This is a genomic window from Phaeobacter sp. LSS9, assembly GCF_003443595.1.
GTDB lineage: Bacteria > Pseudomonadota > Alphaproteobacteria > Rhodobacterales > Rhodobacteraceae > Phaeobacter > Phaeobacter piscinae.
In genome coordinates this window covers 920,790-939,215 of sequence record NZ_CP031956.1, presented here as the reverse complement: position 1 = coordinate 939,215, position 18,426 = coordinate 920,790, and the positions used below count along the sequence as shown (strand labels likewise).

Annotated in this window: 14 protein-coding genes; 11 read left to right on the top strand and 3 right to left on the bottom strand. The window is 60.8% G+C overall.

Annotated elements, in window-relative coordinates:
* The first annotated feature begins 3 nt into the window (after positions 1 to 3).
* The 10 genes from D1820_RS04510 (at position 4) to D1820_RS04465 (ending at position 11,955) form a co-directional block, all read left to right on the top strand.
* Positions 4 to 3,423, top strand: a complete 3,420-nt coding sequence (locus D1820_RS04510; RefSeq protein WP_118068021.1) for an indolepyruvate ferredoxin oxidoreductase family protein — start codon at positions 4 to 6, stop codon at positions 3,421 to 3,423.
* Positions 3,424 to 3,683: 260 nt separating this feature from the next.
* Positions 3,684 to 4,604, top strand: a complete 921-nt coding sequence (locus D1820_RS04505) for a lysophospholipid acyltransferase family protein (protein WP_118070024.1) — start codon at positions 3,684 to 3,686, stop codon at positions 4,602 to 4,604.
* Between the two features lie 20 nt (positions 4,605 to 4,624).
* Positions 4,625 to 5,434, top strand: a complete 810-nt coding sequence (locus D1820_RS04500) for a glutamate racemase (protein WP_118068020.1) — start codon at positions 4,625 to 4,627, stop codon at positions 5,432 to 5,434.
* A gap of 125 nt (positions 5,435 to 5,559) precedes the next feature.
* Positions 5,560 to 6,588 (top strand): N-acetyl-gamma-glutamyl-phosphate reductase, encoded by a 1,029-nt coding sequence (gene argC, locus D1820_RS04495; RefSeq protein ID WP_118068019.1) that lies wholly within the window; start codon positions 5,560 to 5,562, stop codon positions 6,586 to 6,588.
* Positions 6,589 to 6,641: 53 nt separating this feature from the next.
* Positions 6,642 to 7,085 carry a cytochrome c maturation protein CcmE gene (gene ccmE, locus D1820_RS04490; protein WP_118068018.1) on the top strand — a complete coding sequence of 148 codons (444 nt, stop codon included), beginning with the start codon at positions 6,642 to 6,644 and terminating at the stop codon, positions 7,083 to 7,085.
* Between the two features lie 119 nt (positions 7,086 to 7,204).
* Entirely contained in the window at positions 7,205 to 7,816 is a 612-nt protein-coding gene (locus D1820_RS04485) for a holin-associated N-acetylmuramidase (protein WP_118068017.1), read from the top strand.
* A complete protein-coding gene (locus D1820_RS04480; protein ID WP_118068016.1) occupies positions 7,807 to 8,418 on the top strand; it encodes a holin family protein in 612 nt (203 codons plus the stop codon). Before D1820_RS04485 ends, D1820_RS04480 begins: the two co-directional genes overlap by 10 nt.
* Before the next feature lie 118 nt (positions 8,419 to 8,536).
* On the top strand, positions 8,537 to 10,501 hold the full coding sequence (locus D1820_RS04475; RefSeq protein ID WP_118068015.1) for a heme lyase CcmF/NrfE family subunit: 1,965 nt from the start codon (positions 8,537 to 8,539) through the stop codon (positions 10,499 to 10,501).
* Positions 10,498 to 10,992, top strand: a complete 495-nt coding sequence (locus tag D1820_RS04470) for a cytochrome c-type biogenesis protein (RefSeq protein WP_118068014.1) — start codon at positions 10,498 to 10,500, stop codon at positions 10,990 to 10,992. The genes D1820_RS04475 and D1820_RS04470 overlap by 4 nt, the downstream gene beginning before the upstream one ends.
* A gap of 186 nt (positions 10,993 to 11,178) precedes the next feature.
* Positions 11,179 to 11,955 (top strand): enoyl-CoA hydratase-related protein, encoded by a 777-nt coding sequence (locus D1820_RS04465; protein ID WP_040169291.1) that lies wholly within the window; start codon positions 11,179 to 11,181, stop codon positions 11,953 to 11,955.
* Between the two features lie 147 nt (positions 11,956 to 12,102).
* On the opposite strand, the gene D1820_RS04460 is transcribed toward D1820_RS04465, so the two are convergent.
* From D1820_RS04460 to gltX, 3 genes are all read right to left on the bottom strand, one after another.
* Entirely contained in the window at positions 12,103 to 12,993 is an 891-nt protein-coding gene (locus D1820_RS04460; RefSeq protein WP_254683390.1) for a calcium-binding protein, read from the bottom strand.
* Positions 12,994 to 13,330: 337 nt separating this feature from the next.
* Complete coding sequence (gene gltA, locus D1820_RS04455) at positions 13,331 to 14,626, bottom strand: citrate synthase (protein WP_014874797.1); 1,296 nt, start codon at positions 14,624 to 14,626, stop codon at positions 13,331 to 13,333.
* Positions 14,627 to 14,752: 126 nt separating this feature from the next.
* Positions 14,753 to 16,153 carry a glutamate--tRNA ligase gene (gene gltX, locus D1820_RS04450; RefSeq protein ID WP_118068012.1) on the bottom strand — a complete coding sequence of 467 codons (1,401 nt, stop codon included), beginning with the start codon at positions 16,151 to 16,153 and terminating at the stop codon, positions 14,753 to 14,755.
* Between the two features lie 79 nt (positions 16,154 to 16,232).
* Here gltX and D1820_RS04445 point away from each other — a divergent pair, with 79 nt between their 5' ends.
* Positions 16,233 to 18,296, top strand: a complete 2,064-nt coding sequence (locus D1820_RS04445; protein WP_118068011.1) for a ComEC/Rec2 family competence protein — start codon at positions 16,233 to 16,235, stop codon at positions 18,294 to 18,296.
* Positions 18,297 to 18,426: the final 130 nt, after the last annotated feature.

Genomic DNA, 18,426 nt, shown 5'->3' with positions numbered 1-18,426 from the left:
AGGATGAGCACGCAGAAAATTTCTCTGAACGACAAATTTGACCTGACAAAATCGCAGGTGATGCTGAACGGCACACAGGCGCTGGTGCGTCTTATGCTGATGCAGAAGCACCGGGATAAGGCCGCGGGGCTGAATACGGCCGGTCTGGTCACCGGCTATCGTGGATCGCCCCTTGGCGCGGTTGATATGCAGATGAAGCGGGCGGAAAAGCATCTGACCGCCAGCGATGTCACCTTTCAGTATGGTTTGAACGAGGATCTCGCCGTGACCGCCCTATGGGGCGCGCAGCAGGCTGAGGTCCGGGGTGAGGGCAAATACGACGGGGTCTTTGGCCTCTGGTACGGCAAGGGACCGGGCGTTGACCGTTCAGGCGATGCGATCCGGCACGCCAATATGGCCGGTTCGTCCAAACACGGCGGCGTTCTGGTTGCCATGGGCGATGACCACACCGGCGAAAGCTCCACCGTGTTGCACCAGTCGGAATGGTCGCTGATGGATTGCTACCTGCCCATCGTCAGCCCCGCTGGCGTGCAGGAAATCCTCGACTACGGGGCCTATGGTCTGGCGCTCAGCCGGTTTTCCGGTCTGTGGGTCGGCCTGAAGACGATGAAAGACACGATCGAGGTCACCTCGGTCGTTGATGGCGATCCCGACCGGATGAAGCTGGTCACGCCGGAGTTTGACATGCCGGCAGATGGGCTGAACATCCGTCTGGATGATGACCGGTTCCGGCAGGAAAACCGGATCATCGACTACAAGCGCTTTGCGGCGGAGGCTTTCAGCCACGCCAACAAGATGGACAAGCGCATGTGGGGCACACCGGGGGCCAAGATCGGTTTTGTCGCGGCGGGCAAGAACTGGCTGGATCTGGTCCATGCCATGTCGCTGCTGAACATCGACGAAACCATGGCCGAACGGCTGGGCATCACCACATATAAGGTCGGCCAGACCTGGCCGCTGGATATGAAGGGCTTCAACGACTGGGCCGAAGGGCTGGACCTGATCGTAGTTGTCGAAGAAAAGCGCAAGCTGATCGAAATTCAGATCAAGGAAGCCATCTTTGATGACCGCCAGGGCCGCCGTGTCTATGGCTGGTACAAAGGCGGCGCCGGGGCCATGCACCGCGAAGAGCTGTTCCCGACCAAATACGCGCTCGACCCGATCATGATCGCCGAGAAACTGGGCCAGATCCTGATCGAGGAGGGGCGCGAAACGGAGGCGATCCGCGCCGGGCTGACCGCGCTGGATGATGCCAAACGCGCCGACAACGCCGAAGAGATCGCCGCCCGTCTGCCTTATTTCTGCTCAGGCTGTCCGCATAACTCCTCAACCAAGCTGCCGGACGGCAGCCGCGCCTATGCGGGGATCGGCTGTCACTTCATGGTGCAGTGGATGGACCGCGAAACCACCGGCTTTACCCATATGGGGGGTGAGGGTGTGAACTGGGTCGGCGAGGCGCCATTCTCCACCCGCAAGCATGTGTTCCAGAACCTTGGCGATGGTACCTACAACCACTCCGGTGTGCAGGCGATCCGGGCAGCGCTGGCCGAGGGGACGAATATCACCTTCAAGATCCTCTACAATGACGCCGTTGCCATGACTGGCGGACAGGAGGCCGAGGGCGGGCTGACCGCACATCAGATCGCGCATGAGCTGACGGCGATGGGCGTGAAGACCATCGCCGTGGTCTATGACGAGAAAGAAGACGTCGACACCAAACTGTTCCCGGCGGGCATGCGGATGCACGAGCGGGCTGAGCTGATGGTGGTGCAGAAGGAAATGGAGACAGTCGAAGGCGTTTCCGCCATCATCTATATCCAGACCTGTGCCGCCGAGAAACGTCGCCGCCGCAAGAAGGGCCAGTTTCCCGATCCCGATCAGCGCGTGTTCATCAACCCCGACGTCTGCGAGGGCTGCGGGGATTGTGGGGTGCAGTCGAACTGTGTCTCTATCGTGCCAAAGGAGACTGAGCTGGGCCGCAAGCGGGCGATTGACCAGTCGTCCTGCAACAAGGATTTCAGCTGCGTCAAAGGTTTCTGCCCGTCGTTCCTGACAATCGAAGGGGCCAAGATCCGCAAGGAACCAACCGCCGCATTGGATCTGCCGGACCTGCCGAAGCCAGAGCTGCCCGCGATTGACGGCACTCATAATGTGGTGATCACCGGGGTTGGTGGCACCGGCGTTGTCACTATCGGAGCGGTGCTGGCACAGGCGGCGCAGATTGATGGCAAGGGTGCTGGCATGATGGAAATGGCTGGTCTCGCCCAGAAGGGCGGCGCGGTGCATATTCACTGCCGCATTGCCAACAAGCCCGAGGACATCAGCGCCATCCGCGTCGCCACCGGCGAATGTGACGCGCTGATCGGGGGTGACCTGGTGGTGTCGGCTGGCGCAAAGACCATCGGTCTGATGAAAACCGGCAAGACCGGCGCGGTGGTGAACAGCCATGAGATCATCACCGGTGATTTCACCCGCGACACCGATTTCCAGCTTCCCACCGACCGGTTGCAGGTGGCACTCGAGGCACGGTTGCGGGATCGGCTGGATCTGTTTGATGCCTCCGATCTGGCGCGCGCCAGCATGGGAGATTCGATTTTCTCCAACATGATGATCTTTGGCGCAGCCTGGCAGCGCGGTCTGCTGCCAATCACGCTTGAGGCCATTCAGGAGGCGATCACCCTCAACGGGGCCGCGGTAGAGCGCAATTTGCGCGCCTTTGATATCGGTCGCTGGGCGGTGCTGTACCCGCAGGATGCCGCGCGCCTTGCGGAACCCAATGTTGTCGACCTGCCCAAGTCGCTGGAGGAGAAGATCGCCTTCCGCAAGGGGCATCTGACCGACTATCAGGGCCCCCGTCTGGCCAAACGCTATGGCAAGATGGTGGACGGCATCTCCGACAAGGCGCTGAAGGAAGCGGTTGCCAAGGGCTATCACAAGCTGCTGGCGTATAAGGACGAATACGAGGTTGCGCGCCTGTTGCTGTCCAGCCGGGAGAAGGCCGAGGCGGAGTTTGAGGGTGATCTGAAGATTTCCTACAACCTCGCGCCACCGATGCTGACAGGCACCGACCCCAATGGCCGCCCCAAGAAGCGTAAATTCGGCCCCGGTCTGGAACGTGGACTGCGTCTGCTGGCGAAGTTCAAAGGCCTGCGCGGCACGCCGCTGGATGTGTTTGGCTACACCGCTGAACGCAAGATGGAGCGGGCGTTGATTGCGCAGTATGAGGCCGACATGAAGGAATGGCTGCCCAAGGCCAGCCCAGAAATCATGGCGCCGCTGATTGCGCTGGCGGAATTGCCGCTGGAGATCCGGGGCTTTGGTCCGGTGAAACAGGCCAACGAAGCCAAGGCGGCAAAGCGCCGCGAGGAGCTGCTGGCCGCATTGTGTCATGGCGGCACCGAGTTGAAGACCGCCGCAGAGTAATCGACTGCAGCCGCCTCGGGCGCAGCCTCTAAAACACCAAAAGAACGCTCCGGCTTGCCAGGGCGTTTTTGTTTGTTCCATCGCGTAGGACCAGAAAGACACAGGATGGCGGGCGGGCTGTCGTGTGATTGTTACCTCGGTTGTGCAAACCGTGATACCGACTCTATAGCCGAACGCGGCAGCAGGCTGCCCCTACGTAAGACAGAGACCGAGATCACGAGGCCCATCCCATGTTTCCCACCCGCAGCACGCATGGCAACATGAAAACCCAGCCATCCGGGACTGTCTCCCGGCGTGAGGCGATGCGCAGCGCGCGCGATCTCTCCTATGCGCATTCCGCCCAGACCCGGCCCGGACGCGCGATGATCCGGATGATGGAGAACGCCACTGGGCGTTTGCAACTGATTAGGCGCGCCGAGGGGTATGAGGCCGATGTCGCTGCCGGGCAAAGTTTCTGGAGCGTGATGCGCGCGCGTTACGGATTGCAATTGGAGGTGGTGCGCGGCACGCTCTCTCATATCCCGCAGGATCAGCCTGTGGTGGTGATTGCCAATCACCCTTATGGCATTCTCGACGGGCTGATGCTGGGGCATATCCTGTCCGAGGCGCGCGGTGACTTCCGTATTCTGGCCCATCAGGTGTTTCGCAAGGCTGATGATCTGTCCCGCGTCATCCTGCCGATTGATTTTGCCGAAACCAAAGCAGCGCTGAAAACCAATCTTGAGACGCGCAAGACGGCTTTGGAGTATCTCGGACAAGGGGGCGCCATCGGGATTTTCCCTGGTGGCACGGTCTCCACCGCCGTGCGGCCTTTTCTGCGGCCAAAGGTGCCGCCGATGGACCCGATGTGGCGCGGCTTTACCGCGCGGATGATTGCCAAATCACGTGCGGTTGTGGTGCCCATCTACTTTGACGGGCATACCTCCCGGCTGTTCCAGATGGCCAGCCATTTGCATCCCACATTGCGTATGGGGCTGTTAATCAAGGAGTTTCGCAAACGCGTCGATACGCCGGTGCGCGTCTCTATTGGGAGTCCGATCGGACGCGATGTGCTGGACCCGCTGGCAAGTGACGCAAAAGCAATGATGGATTTCCTGCGCAAAGCCACGTATGAGCTGTCACCAACGCCACTCAAATCCTATGACTACGGGTATGAGTTTGAGGAGAAACACCGCGCCTGAGCGCACAGCGAGAGAGACAGATGGCTGTAGGTATCTTTGATTCCGGCCTTGGCGGGCTGACCGTGCTGAATGCCGTGCAGGAGCGGCTCCCGGATGTGGACTTCCTCTACTATGCGGATAGTGCGCATGCGCCTTATGGTGTGCGCGATGCCGAAGATATTTATCAGCTGACCAAGGCGGCGGTTGAGGACATGTGGTCTAAGGGCTGCAATCTTGTGGTTCTGGCTTGCAACACTGCGTCGGCGGCAGCGCTGCGGCGGATGCAGGAAGCCGGTGTCCCCGAAGGCAAGCGGGTGCTGGGCGTCTTTGTGCCGCTCATTGAGGCGCTGACAGAACGGCAATGGGGCGACAACTCCCCGCCGCGGGAGGTGGAAACCAAACATGTCGCGCTTTTTGCGACCCCGGCGACTGTTGCCAGCCGGGCGTTCCAGCGTGAACTGGCATTCCGCGCCATTGGCGTCGATGTGGAGGCGCAGGCCTGTGGCGGTGTTGTGGATGCCATTGAGGACGGCGACATGATCCTCGCCGAAGCCTTGGTGCGCAGCCATGTGGATGCGCTGAAACGCAAGATGCCAGAGCCGCAGGCCGCGATCCTTGGCTGCACCCATTACCCGCTGATGGAAGAGATCTTTCAGGCTGCACTGGGCACGGATGTTCAGGTGTTCAGCCAGGGCAAACTGGTTGCCGACAGTCTGGCGGATTACCTTGACCGTCACCCCCAGATGATGGGTCGGGGGCAGGGTGGGTTTTACACCACTGGTATGCCTGCCCGCGTCAGTGACCGCGCCACGCAGTTCTTGCGACGAGAGATGATCTTTCAGGCAGCGTAAGCGCAAACGCCCCGGAACACTGCTAAATGCTTGTTCCAGGTCAAAGTGCGCAAGGCTCTGCCCCTTTATTTCTCTCCGCAGATGGCTGCGGAACCGACATTTCACATCGAAAGACGAGGTCTGACATGACCCATAAAGTAGCTATTCTTGGCGCCTCCGGTTACACCGGCGCTGAACTGGTGCGGCTGATTGCCCAGCACCCCACGATTGAGATTGCGGCTCTCTCCGCTGAGCGTAAGGCCGGTATGACCATGGCCGAGGTGTTCCCGCACCTGCGCCATCTGGAGCTGCCCCGGCTTTGCAAGATCGGTGAAATCGACTTTTCTGGCATCGACCTGTGTTTCTGCGCCCTGCCGCATAAGACCAGCCAGGAGGTGATTGCCGCCCTGCCGCAGGATCTGAAGATCGTCGATCTGTCTGCGGACTTCCGGCTGCGGGACCCGGCGGAATACGAGAAATGGTACGGCAACCCCCACGCCGCGCTGGCGCAACAGGAAGAGGCGGTTTACGGCCTGACCGAGTTTTACCGGGATGAGATCAAATCCGCGCGTCTGGTGGCAGGCACCGGTTGTAATGCCGCGACGGGGCAGTTTGCCCTGCGGCCGCTGATCGCGGCCGGGGTGATTGACCTGGATGACATCATTCTGGATTTGAAATGCGCGGTCTCTGGCGCGGGTCGGTCGCTCAAGGAGAACCTGCTGCATGCGGAGCTGAGCGAAGGCTACCATGGCTACGCCGTCGGCGGCACGCATCGGCACTTGGGTGAATTCGATCAGGAGTTCAGCAAGATCGCAGGCCGCCCGGTCAAGGTGCAGTTTACCCCGCATCTGGTGCCCGCCAATCGCGGCATTCTGGCGACCGTCTATGTCAAGGGGGACGCGCAGGCGATCCATGACACCTTTGCCAAGGCTTATGCGGATGAGCCGTTTATTGAGCTGCTGCCCATCGGAGAAGCGCCCTCAACCCGGCATATCCGTGGCTCCAACTTCTGCCACATCGGGGTAGCGGCGGACCGGATTGAAGGCCGCACGATAGTCATCGCGGCGCTGGATAACCTGACAAAAGGTAGCAGCGGTCAGGCCTTGCAGAATGCCAACCTGATGTTAGGTGAGGAGGAGATAACCGGGCTGATGATGGCGCCGCTGTTCCCCTAACGACCCAAAGGTCTGGCGCAACATGCGCCGGATCCCCACCCAAAGAGGCCGCGATGAAGTCACTGAAGAAACAGCGCCGCATCCAGATCATCGCGCTGACCACCGTGGCACTGGTGGTCGCCACGGCGCTGATTGGCTATGCCATGCGGGACGGGATCAACTTCTTCCGCTCCCCCAGCCAGGTGATTGCTGAGCCGCCAGAGGCCAACGAGGTGTTTCGCATCGGTGGTCTGGTAGAAGAAGGCAGCATCATACGCGGTCAGGGTGAGACACTGCGCTTTGTGGTGACAGACGGCGGTGCCTCTGTGCCGGTGACCTATACGGGCGTTCTGCCCGATCTCTTCTCCGAAAACCAAGGCATGGTCGGCACCGGTCGCTACGTCAATGGCACCTTTGAAGCCTCCGAAATTCTTGCCAAACATGATGAAACCTACATGCCGAAAGAGGTTGTCGACGCGCTGAAAGAGCAGGGCGTCTATCAGGAGCCGGAAACCTAGATTCCCTCTGCCCGAGGGCGCACATCAAGGGTGTTGCGCGCTAAGCGCGCGCTCAGGTCCGGGTGCGCTCATTTTTGACTGTCATGCTGGTGTCCCACTCCAATTGAAGGGACTGACCCATGCAAGACATCAAGGCCATCGCTCAGGAAATCGTTGCCCGCGAAGGCGGCTATGTTGACGACCCGGATGATCCGGGTGGGGCTACCAAACATGGCGTGACATTGGGTACGCTACAGCGTCTTGGCATGGATTTGACGCGCGATGGCCGTATCGACAAGGCAGATGTGGCCGCCGTCAGCCAGGCGCAGGCGGTGGACCTTTATATACGGCACTATTTTGACAAACCGCGCATCGCAGCCCTGCCGGAGATGCTGCATCCTTCGGTCTTTGACATGTATGTCAACGCCGGGGCCAATGCGGTGCGGATCCTGCAACGGTTGTTGGTGCAGATGGGATATGAGCTGGCAGTGGATGGGCGGATTGGTCCCAAAACCGCCGGGGCCGCTCGCGCTGCGGCCAAGATTGGCCGTGTGGCGCTGCGTGATGCCTATGGTGTGGCCCGGCGGAACTATTATTTCCGCATCGCCGATCGCCGACCTGCCAGCCGCAAGTACGCCCGCACTCGCAAGGGTGGCAAAGGGGGCTGGATCCTGCGGGCCGAAAGCTTCATCGCGCCGCAATACCATCTGAGCGAGGCGGAATTTCAGGCGCGGGTGGCGGCATGGGGCTGATTGCGGATGTGCTGCGGGGCCTGTTCGGGCGGGAGCGCAATGTGGTTGCCGAAACGCTGGAGGTGTTTCGCGAAAACGCGGAAGCTGGCGCGGTAAGGGGTCACACCGGCCGGGCCGATGCGCTGGCGCAATTCGCAGCGGAATTCGCCCGCAGTCAGGCCGGGCACGGCCCCGTCAGTCGGTTTGATCGCTGGATGGATGGCGTGAACCGCCTGCCACGTCCCTTGCTGGCGTTGTCGACGCTGGCGCTGCTTGGCTCAGCCATGGTGGACCCGCTGTGGTTCGCCGCCCGCATGCAGGGGCTGGCACTGGTGCCGGAACCACTCTGGTGGCTGCTTGGGGTCATTGTCTCGTTTTATTTCGGCGCGCGTCAGCAGTTGAAAAGCCAAGGCTTCCAGCGTGAGATCGCCGCCAGCCTGGCACAGGCCCCCGCGGTGGCGGCAAATGTATCCCGGATCAATGAACTGCGGGCGTCTGAGCCTGCGGCCCCTGCGATGTCTGATCCTTCCGAAGCGGATCATCGCCACAGTATAAGTGAAGGCAAAGAAACAGAAAATCCAGCGTTGTCTGAGTGGATAGAACTATCCAAGGCAGCCAAATGAAGGATTGGCACGGGTTGCCTTCAGGTGCGTGCGGGCAGGGGCACGGGCGGGGACACTGCGGCGTGAGGACGCGCCGATTGCGATTGGCGGCCTTGCCGGATCGCCCTATAGATAGGCTATGATTACAGAACTCGGTCACTTCGCCCTTATCCTCGCTTTTGTGATTGCCATCGTACAGATGGTGGTGCCGCTGGTTGGCGCTCATTTCCGATGGCCCGGCTGGATGTCGGTTGCGGAACCTGCGGCACAGGCGCAGTTCTTCTTCACAGGCTTTGCCTTTTTGGCGTTGATGTGGGCGTTCATCACCTCCGACTTCTCGCTGCGGCTGGTTGCGCTCAACAGTCATTCCGCCAAGCCGATGCTCTATAAAATCTCCGGCACTTGGGGCAACCACGAGGGCTCAATTCTCTTGTGGGTGCTTATTGTCAGCCTGTTCGGGGCGGTGGCCTCGGTGTATGGAAATGGCCTGCCGCCAACGCTAAAGGCGCGGGTGCTGGCGGTTCAGGCGGCGATTGGTGTCGCGTTCTTTGCCTTCATTCTGTTTACCTCCAACCCATTTCTGCGCCTTGCGGTGCCGCCGTTTGACGGGCAGGGGCTGAACCCGTTGTTGCAGGATCCGGGCCTCGCCTTTCATCCGCCGTTCCTCTACCTCGGCTATGTCGGGTTGAGTATGGCGTTTTCCTTTGCGGTGGCGGCCCTGATTGAGGGCCGTGTCGATGCGGCCTGGGGGCGCTGGGTGCGGCCTTGGACGCTGGCGGCCTGGATCTTCCTCACCATCGGCATCGCGCTGGGGTCCTGGTGGGCCTATTATGAGCTGGGTTGGGGCGGATTCTGGTTCTGGGATCCGGTTGAGAACGCGTCCTTCATGCCCTGGTTGTTGGCGGCGGCGCTGCTGCATTCCGCCATTGTGGTTGAGAAACGCGAGGCGTTGAAAAGCTGGACCATCCTGCTGGCGATCCTGGCCTTTGGCTTCTCCCTGATCGGCACATTTATCGTGCGCTCCGGGCTGCTGACCTCCGTCCATGCCTTTGCCAGCGACCCGGAGCGGGGCGTGTTTATCCTGTATATTCTGGCGTTTTTCACCGGTGGCGCGCTGCTGCTGTTTGCGCTGCGCGCACAGGCGATGCAGGCCAAAGGCGTCTTTGGTCTGGTGAGCCGCGAAACCGCGCTGGTGGCCAATAACATCCTTCTGGCAGTAAGCTGTTTTGTGGTCTTCTTCGGCACGCTCTGGCCGGTAGTGGCGGAGATGGCCTTTGACCGTAAGCTGAGCGTCGGTCCGCCGTTCTTCAATGCGGCCTTCACGCCCTTCATGGTGGTGCTGGGCGCAATCCTGCCCGTGGGCGCGATGCTGCCGTGGAAACGCGGTCTATTGGGGCGCACGGCCTGGCGCCTGCGCTTTGTCTTTGCGCTGGCTGTCGCACTTGGCGTGCTGGCCTGGGCGATGCAGACCGGTCGCTCCGGGCTGGGGCCGATTGGGCTGTTTATCGGTGTCTGGGTGGTTGTTGGCGCTTTTGCGGATCTTTGGCTGCGGGGCAGTGCGACCGGGCGTTGGCAGCGTCTGTTGCGCCTGCCGCGCGCCGACTGGGGCAAGGCGCTGGCCCATGCGGGTCTGGGGGTCACGATCTTTGCCATTGCCGGGCTGACCGCCTGGCAGGATGAGGATATTAGGATCGCCGAGCTGAACCGGCCCTTCAACGTCGGGGCCTATACGCTGGAATTGCAGAATGTGCGCCGTGTGCAAGGACCCAACTACCTCAGCACTATGGCGGATATCGAAGTGACCCGTGCTGGTCGGTTTGTGGCGCTGCTGAACCCGGAAAAGCGGGACTACCCGGTCTCGCGCATGCCCACCACCGAAGCCGCAATCGACTACCGGTTCCTGCGGGATCTTTATGTGGTGATCGGCGACCAGCAGGCCAATGGCGGCTGGACGGTGCGGACCTATATCAAACCGCTGGCCAACTGGATCTGGGGTGGCTGCCTTCTCATGTCGCTTGGCGGCCTGCTGAGCCTGACAGATCGGCGATTCCGCGTTGCGGCCGGTGCGCGCCGTCGCCCGCGTGAAGGAGTGCCAGCGGAATGAGAAATGCGTTTCTTGCCCGGCTGTTGCTGTCGTTGACGCTGCTGGCCCCGATGGTGGTGACCAGCACCCCGGCGCTGGCGGTTGAACCCGACGAAATTCTGGAAGATCCGGTGCTGGAAGGCCGCGCGCGCGAGCTGTCCAAGGACCTGCGCTGTCTGGTGTGTCGCAACGAGAATATCGACGAAAGCAACGCCGATCTGGCCCGTGATCTGCGCCTTCTGGTGCGCGAGCGCCTGGTGGCAGGCGACAGCAATGATGAGGCGATGGATTTCATCGTGGAGCGTTACGGCGAATATGTTCTGCTCAGCCCCCGGGCCAGTGGCGCCAACTGGCTGCTCTATGCGGCTGGTCCCTTGATGCTGGTGCTGGCGCTGATACTGGCCGGGGGCTATATCCGCACCCGCAGCCGCACCCCAAGCGCGGAGGATCCCGGTGCCGAGGGGCTCAGCGCGCAGGAGCGGGCGCAACTGGATCGTATTCTGAAAGACTGACCGTTCGATATCGGTGGTTTTCTATGCCACGGGCCGCGGATCGCTTGGGCCACAACCCTTCCGGCACCGGGCGACAGGGGCGCACCGTGTGGGTGGTTTTGCCGCGAGAGGTTACGCGGCGTTTGCCTTTTCCTGCGGGCTTGCATAGGCAAGTCTGCGAAAAACCTTTAACCACGAGGCCCTTTGATGGATTATCAGGAAATTCTGTTCTCGCTGGAAGACGGCTTGGCCGTTGTGACGCTGAACCGCCCCGCCAAGATGAACGCCTTGACCGGTCTGACGCGGGCGGAAATCACCCATGCGATGCAGCGTGCTGGAAAAGAGGCCCGTGCCGTGGTGCTGACCGGCTCCGGCGTGTCCTTCTGTTCGGGTCAGGATCTGTCCGATGCGGCAAGCCAGGGCAAGCTGGATCTGGAGCGCACCCTGCGCGATGAATACACCCCGATGCTGGAGGCGATCTACAACTGCCCGGTGCCGACCATCGCTGCGGTCAATGGCCCGGCGGCGGGCGCAGGCGCCAATCTGGCGCTGGCCGCAGATGTGGTGATCGCAACAGAGAGCGCTTATTTCATGCAGGCCTTTGCCCGCATTGGTCTGATGCCCGATGCCGGTGGCACTTGGTTCATGCCGCGCCAGATGGGCATGGCAAAGGCGATGGGGGCTGCGCTGTTTGCCGATAAGATCACTGCCAAACAGGCGAGCGACTGGGGCATGATCTGGGAGGCCATTCCCGACGCCGAGTTCGACGCCCATTGGCGTGCCCGTGCGGCCTATCTGGCCTCTGGTCCGACCCGTGCCTTTGGCGCGATCAAGACGGCAATCCGCGATGGCTATGGCAACAGCCTGCCGGAGCAACTGTCCGAAGAGGCGCATCTGCAAGGTCAATGTGGCAAGACCCGCGATTTCATGGAAGGGGTTACCGCCTTCATGGAAAAACGGCCGGCGAAATTCGAAGGTCGCTGAGGCGCCGCGATCCGCGTCTGACTCTTGAACGGTGCAAACGAAAAAACCCGCCCTTCCGCTATGCGGTAGGGCGGGTTTTTTGCTGCGTTCGTGCGGGCTCTGCCGGGGCGGGCCAGATCAATTGACCCACCGCAGCGGAGCAATTTATCAGCCGCTGCGGGCGACCAGCGCAACATGCTCGGCCAGGTTGAAGGTGGTACCGGCATTGATCAGACGCACCACTTCCTCGCCATTGGCCACCAGGAAGGCATCGGTGCCGCCATCATCATTGGCGCGGGTGACCACGTCCAGCTCCGGCTCTTCCTCGTCTTCATCGTAGTAATAAAGCACGCGGTCATCATCGGCGGTGAAATCGGTGATGGTGGCCTGCTCATCCTCGCTCAACCAGGCGCCGGTCTCAAAGCTGTCACTGCCGCTGCCACCGGTCACCGTGTCGTTGAGACCAAAGAGCACCGAGTCATCGCCTGCTCCTGCATTGATGGTGTCGCCTTCGCCATCCTGATCCGCGGTGTAGTCGACGTTCAGCAGCGCATTAACCTCTGCTTCGGAGGTGGGTGTCGCACGGCCTTGAACGATGTCCTCATAGGCGCCCTCATCCAGGATTCCGGCGGCGATAATAATGTCATCGCCCTGACCACCGACGAGGTGATCCGCACCGCGGGTATCGATCAGGGTGTCGTCCCCTGCGTTGCCGCGCATGAAGTCATCGCCGTTACCGCCGACCAGAGTGTCTTCGCCGTCGCCACCGAAGATATTGTCGGCCGCTGAGCCGCCATCCAGCGTATCATCGCCGGCGCCACCTTCGATGGTGTCAGGACCACCACGGGCGTCGATATTGTCGTCCCCAGCGCCGCCAAGCAGGTTTTCGCTGCCGGTTGTGCCAAACAGCAGATCCGCGCCGTCAGTGCCTTCGACGACGGTTTCAGTGTTGTCTTCGTTACCGCTTTCGTTGGCGCCAGAATCGGCGCTATCGGAATCACCGGAGTCATTGATGATCACGCCAGCCAGCAGGCCAACCCCAAGCAATGTCATGAGCATAAGCACGGTGCGTCTCCCGTTAAGGTTTAATTAGCAATTAGCGACATGCCTATTCAGGAGGTGGAATTCCGTCAATCGAAACCCGCCGTAATTGAGTAAAATGCGATCAAACAGGTTAACCAGGTTTCCGGATTGGAAACATCGACTGCCTATCCTTTTGATTGTCGCACTGGCCGAAAGACGTAGGCCTGCAATCAAAAGATGTATCACTGATAGGGGGGGGGCGCAGACCTGTCGCGCCCTCATCGTATCGGCTGAAGTCACGAAAAAACCCTGCCTCCGAAAAGGCAGGGTTTGCAATTTTCTATCACCGATGATGCGATGGCGCAGCCTGTGATCAGCGGCTTTCGATATCGATGTAGTCGCGGGCGGTTTCGCCGAGGTAGAGCTGACGCGGGCGACCGATTTTGTTCTGTGGATCCGCGATCATTTCTTTCCACTGCGAAATCCAGCCGACGGTGCGCGACAGCGCGAAGATCGGTGTGAACATCGAGGTCGGGAAGCCCATCGCCTCAAGGATGATGCCGGAATAGAAATCCACGTTCGGGAACAGTTTCTTCTCGATGAAATATTCATCGTTGAGCGCGGTCCGCTCCAGTTCCTTGGCGACCTGCAGGAGCGGGTTATTCTCAACACCCAAAAGTTCCAGCACCTCGTCGGCGGATTGCTTCAGCACCTTGGCGCGCGGATCAGTGTTCTTGTAGACCCGGTGGCCAAAGCCCATCAGACGGAACGGATCGTTCTTGTCCTTGGCGCGTTCGATGAACTCAGGGATGCGGTCGACGGAGCCGATTTCCTTGAGCATTTCCAGACAAGCCTGGTTGGCGCCACCATGGGCCGGCCCCCAGAGACAAGCGATGCCCGCCGCAATACAGGCGAACGGGTTAGCACCGGATGAGGACGCCAGACGCACGGTGGAGGTTGAGGCGTTCTGTTCGTGGTCTGCATGCAGGATGAAGATCCGGTCCATCGCACGGGCAAGGATCGGATCAACATGGTATTCTTCTGCCGGAACGGAGAAACACATGTGCAGGAAGTTCGCCGCGTAATCCAGATCGTTGCGTGGATACACGAAGGGCTGGCCGATGGAATACTTATAGGCCATCGCAGCGATGGTGGGCAGTTTCGCGATCAGGCGGATCGCAGCCACTTCGCGCTGCCAAGGATCATTAATGTCAGTGGAATCGTGGTAGAAGGCCGACATGGCGCCGACCACACCCACAAGGGTCGCCATCGGGTGCGCATCCCGGCGGAAGCCGCGGAAGAAGTTGTGCATCTGTTCATGCACCATGGTGTGACGGGTCACACGGGTCTCGAAATCTTCCAACTGAGCCGCGGTCGGCAGCTCACCATAAAGCAGCAGATAGCAGACTTCGAGGTGGTGCGATTTGGATGCCAGCTGGTCAATCGGGTAGCCGCGGTGCAGCAGTTCGCCCTTGCCACCATCGATATAGGTGATGGTGCTGTCGCAGCTCGCAGTGGAGGTAAAGCCGGGATCATAGGTAAACACACCGGCCTGGCCATAGAGCTTGCGGATATCCAGAACATCGGGCCCGGTCGTCGGCGAGAAAATGGGAAGCTCGTAAGTTTCGCCATTCAGGCTGAGCTGGGCGGTTTTTTTTGTATCGGTCATAGATGTCCCTTCCTGATACAGGCACGAAAGCAGGGGAGGCCCCCGCCTTGTGCAGGCAGCACCTGCACGGCAATCGCGCAGGTGAGGTCATAGCGGTACCGACTTACCCAGCGGTTAACGACAGGGTCAGCCAGCAACGTCGGAGAGTCGGGCCAGTGTTTCGTCCCGGCCCAGAATCAGCATCATGTCGAAAACTGAAGGGGTTACCGCACGACCAGCCAGCGCCGCCCGCAAGGGACCCGCCAGTTTGCCGAACTTGGTATCCTGTGCTTCTGCAAATGCGTTCAGAAGCGCCTCCAGATCGTCTCGGGACCAGCTAGCATTTTGCAGCTGCGGCGTCAATTCACTCAGTATACCGTCGGATACAGATGCGAGGGCCTTAGCGGCCTTCTGATCGGGTTCAATCGGCCTTGAAACCAGAATAAAATGAGCTTTTTCAAGTAGCTCTGGGAATGTCTTGGCGCGGTCCTTGAGGCAATACATCGCACGTTCAAGATCGTTTGACTGAACGTCATTTAACTGTGGCTTGTCAGCTGCCGCCAGATAGGCCTGAAGCTCATTCCGCAGTGCAGCATCATCGCTGATGGCGATATGCTGACCGCAAAGGTTTTCCAGCTTCTTGGTATCAAACCGCGCCGGGCTTTTGCCGATGCCGTCAAGGTCGAACCAGTCGCGCGCCTGCGCATCGGTAAAGAACTCATCATCGCCATGGCTCCAGCCCAGACGGGCCAGGTAGTTGCGCATGCCCGCAGCCGGATAACCCATCGCCTGATATTCCTGCGCGCCCAAGGCACCATGGCGTTTGGAGAGTTTTTTGCCATCGGGACCGTGGATCAGCGGGATATGCGCCCAGACCGGCACATCCCAGCCCATCGCCTCATAAATCATCATCTGACGCGCGGCGTTATTGAGGTGGTCATCGCCCCGGATCACATGGGTGACGCCCATGTCGTGATCGTCCACCACAACGGCCAGCATATAAACAGGGGTCCCGTCTGAACGCAGCAGGATCATATCATCGAGCTGGTCATTCTTGATCGTAACATCGCCCTGCACCTCATCGCGGATCACTGTGGTGCCGTCCTGCGGGGCCTTGATGCGGATCACGTAAGGCGCGTCTGGATGATCGGCCTCTGCCGCATCACGCCAAGGCGAACGGTAGAGAGTCGATTTCCCCTCGGCTTTTGCCTGATCGCGGAAGGCCGCGATTTCTTCTTGTGTGGCGAAGCACTTATAAGCCTTGCCTTCCGCAAGCAGCTCACGGGCGACAGCGGCGTGACGTTCGGCGCCTTCAAACTGGCTGACCACCTCACCGTCGTGATCAAGGCCGAGCCAGGCCATGCCCTGCAGGATCGCGGCTGTCGCCTCCGGATTGGAGCGCTCGCGGTCGGTGTCCTCGATCCGCAACAGGAACTTGCCGCTGCGGCCACGGGCATAAAGCCAGTTGAACAGCGCGGTGCGGGCGCCGCCGATATGCAGATAGCCTGTGGGTGAGGGGGCGAAACGGGTGACGACCGGTTTGGACATTGGGGTGATTTACCTTTTGGAAACCATGGAAGGGCTAGTTTTGCCGCCTGTCTACCGAGCCAGAAGGCAAGGAGCAAGCATGCGCGCCCTTGGCGTCCTTGATGGTCTGCTGCAATCCCAGCGCGGGGATCTTTTTCCCTGGGTGCCGGTCTTGTTCGGGGTTGGCATCGGGCTGTTTTTCTCACTCCAGTTTGAGCCGGGGATGGCGCATTACCTTTGGGGCGTCGGAATGGCCTGCGCCGCGCTGGCGATGCTGTGGCGCGGCGACCGGCAGGATGCTGTGGTCTTTCTGGGCTGGATGCTGCTGCTGGTCGCCCTCGGGTTTGCCACCGCCGGGTTGCGCGCCCATACGGTTGGCGCGCCGGTGCTCCAGTACCGCAGCTATGGCGCGGTGGAGGGGCGGGTGATTGCCATCGACCGCTCTGCCCGTGACCGGCTGCGGATCACATTGGATCAGCCCTTTCTCGACCGCATCTCGCCTGCTCAAACCCCTGAGCGGCTCAGGTTGTCGTTGCCGGACGGGGCAGCGGTTCCACGCATTGGCGACCGGGTGATGACCACAGCCCATCTGATGCCGCCACAAGGCCCTGTTGAACCGCATGGGTTCGATTTTCGACGACATGCCTGGTTTCAACAGCTCGGCGCGGTGGGGTACACCCGTGTGCCGGTGCTGATCATAAACCGCGGCCCGCATGATCTGCCGGTTGAGCAATTGCGCCAGAAGCTCTCTACCGGCATTCGTTCGCAGATGCCGGTGGCGACAGGCGGTTTTGCCTCGGCCATTACTACGGGCGACCGTTCGGCGATCCCCCACGCGGCGCTGGAGGCGTTGCGGGCCAGTAACCTGGCACATCTGTTGGCAATTTCGGGGCTGCATATGGGGCTGCTGGCCGGCGTTGTCTTTGGCGGGCTGCGGCTGTTGCTGGCGCTTGCGCCAGCCGCTGCGCAGCGTGTCGACACCAAAAAACTGGCGGCGGTTGGCGCCTTGCTTGCGGCCAGCGCCTATCTGTTGCTGTCGGGGATGCAGGTGGCCAGCACGCGGGCCTATATCATGGTGGCGATGATGTTGGGGGCGGTGCTGCTCGACCGGCGGGCGCTGTCGCTGCGCGCGGTGGCGCTGGCGGCAATGGTGATCCTGCTCTTGCGTCCGGAAAGCTTGCTCAGCCCCGGATTTCAGATGAGTTTTGCCGCCACAACCGCCTTGATCGTGATCTTTGGTGGCCTGCGAGACCGGCTGACCCCGAGCAGTCCGCGCTGGCTGCGGATGGCGGCGGGTGTCGTGCTGTCCTCGCTGATTGCGGGACTTGCAACCGCGCCATTTGGTGCCGCGCATTTCAACATGATTTCGCATTACGGGTTGTTGGCCAATGTCCTGGCGGTGCCGGTGATGGGGGCGCTGGTGGTGCCGGCTGCAGTTCTGGCGCTTTGCCTCGCGCCAGTGGGGGCATCGTGGATTGGCCTTGCGCTGATGGATCTGGGGATCAGCTGGATCCTGTTTGTTGCCAATTGGGTTGCCGCTCTTGACGGCGCGCAGGGGGCGGTGACAATGCCGCCTGCACCGGTGCTGCCACTGGTGGCTTTTGGGGGACTGTTGCTCGGCCTTTGGCGCGGGCGGTTGCGCCTTCTTGGTGTGCCGGTGCTGATTGGGGGTGCGATGATCTGGCATTTCAGCCCGCGCCCTGCGGTTCTGGTGGCGCCCAATGGCGGCATCGTCGGGGTCCTGACGGCGGAGGGACGGGCCCTGTCGCGCGCCAAGGGGCATGGCTATGCGGCGGAACGTTGGACGGAAAATGACGGACGTTTGCAGACACAGGAGGAGGGCGCGGAATTGTGGCCGCTGATTGCCGGGTCAGAGGCGCCCGGTAAATCGGTCACCGCATATCTGGCGGCGACGGATCAACGGCTGACCCATGTGATCGGCAAGGCAGCGGCCGAGGCAATGACCGAATGTACAGCCGGTGAGGTGATCATCAGCGCCAAATCAGTGGCGCCGATCGGGGACTGCCTGGTGTTTGACGCAGATGCGCTGAATCGTTTGGGCAGCCTTCAGATGGATGCGCAGGGGCGCTGGATTTCGGTGCAAGATGTGGTGGGAACGCGTCTGTGGAGCCGCGATCCGGCGACATCACGATCAAGTCCATAATAACAATCCAATGACGTTTGGTGCTGACACTGCCCGATGCTAACCATGATTTGGGTCGGTGATCATCCGGGCCTTGGCTCACTCAGCCTGCCGGTGACAGGGCGGCAGCTACAGGATTGGTAGTTTAGAC

What these genes read in the sequence shown, in the direction of transcription:
- D1820_RS04510 (WP_118068021.1), top strand. Translation starts at nt 4, where the DNA reads ATGAGCACGCAGAAAATTTCTCTGAACGACAAATTTGACCTGACAAAA.
- D1820_RS04505 (WP_118070024.1), top strand. Translation starts at nt 3,684, where the DNA reads ATGAAAACCCAGCCATCCGGGACTGTCTCCCGGCGTGAGGCGATGCGC.
- D1820_RS04500 (WP_118068020.1), top strand. Translation starts at nt 4,625, where the DNA reads ATGGCTGTAGGTATCTTTGATTCCGGCCTTGGCGGGCTGACCGTGCTG.
- argC (WP_118068019.1), top strand. Translation starts at nt 5,560, where the DNA reads ATGACCCATAAAGTAGCTATTCTTGGCGCCTCCGGTTACACCGGCGCT.
- ccmE (WP_118068018.1), top strand. Translation starts at nt 6,642, where the DNA reads ATGAAGTCACTGAAGAAACAGCGCCGCATCCAGATCATCGCGCTGACC.
- D1820_RS04485 (WP_118068017.1), top strand. Translation starts at nt 7,205, where the DNA reads ATGCAAGACATCAAGGCCATCGCTCAGGAAATCGTTGCCCGCGAAGGC.
- D1820_RS04480 (WP_118068016.1), top strand. Translation starts at nt 7,807, where the DNA reads ATGGGGCTGATTGCGGATGTGCTGCGGGGCCTGTTCGGGCGGGAGCGC.
- D1820_RS04475 (WP_118068015.1), top strand. Translation starts at nt 8,537, where the DNA reads ATGATTACAGAACTCGGTCACTTCGCCCTTATCCTCGCTTTTGTGATT.
- D1820_RS04470 (WP_118068014.1), top strand. Translation starts at nt 10,498, where the DNA reads ATGAGAAATGCGTTTCTTGCCCGGCTGTTGCTGTCGTTGACGCTGCTG.
- D1820_RS04465 (WP_040169291.1), top strand. Translation starts at nt 11,179, where the DNA reads ATGGATTATCAGGAAATTCTGTTCTCGCTGGAAGACGGCTTGGCCGTT.
- D1820_RS04460 (WP_254683390.1), bottom strand. Translation starts at nt 12,993, where the DNA reads ATGCTCATGACATTGCTTGGGGTTGGCCTGCTGGCTGGCGTGATCATC.
- gltA (WP_014874797.1), bottom strand. Translation starts at nt 14,626, where the DNA reads ATGACCGATACAAAAAAAACCGCCCAGCTCAGCCTGAATGGCGAAACT.
- gltX (WP_118068012.1), bottom strand. Translation starts at nt 16,153, where the DNA reads ATGTCCAAACCGGTCGTCACCCGTTTCGCCCCCTCACCCACAGGCTAT.
- D1820_RS04445 (WP_118068011.1), top strand. Translation starts at nt 16,233, where the DNA reads ATGCGCGCCCTTGGCGTCCTTGATGGTCTGCTGCAATCCCAGCGCGGG.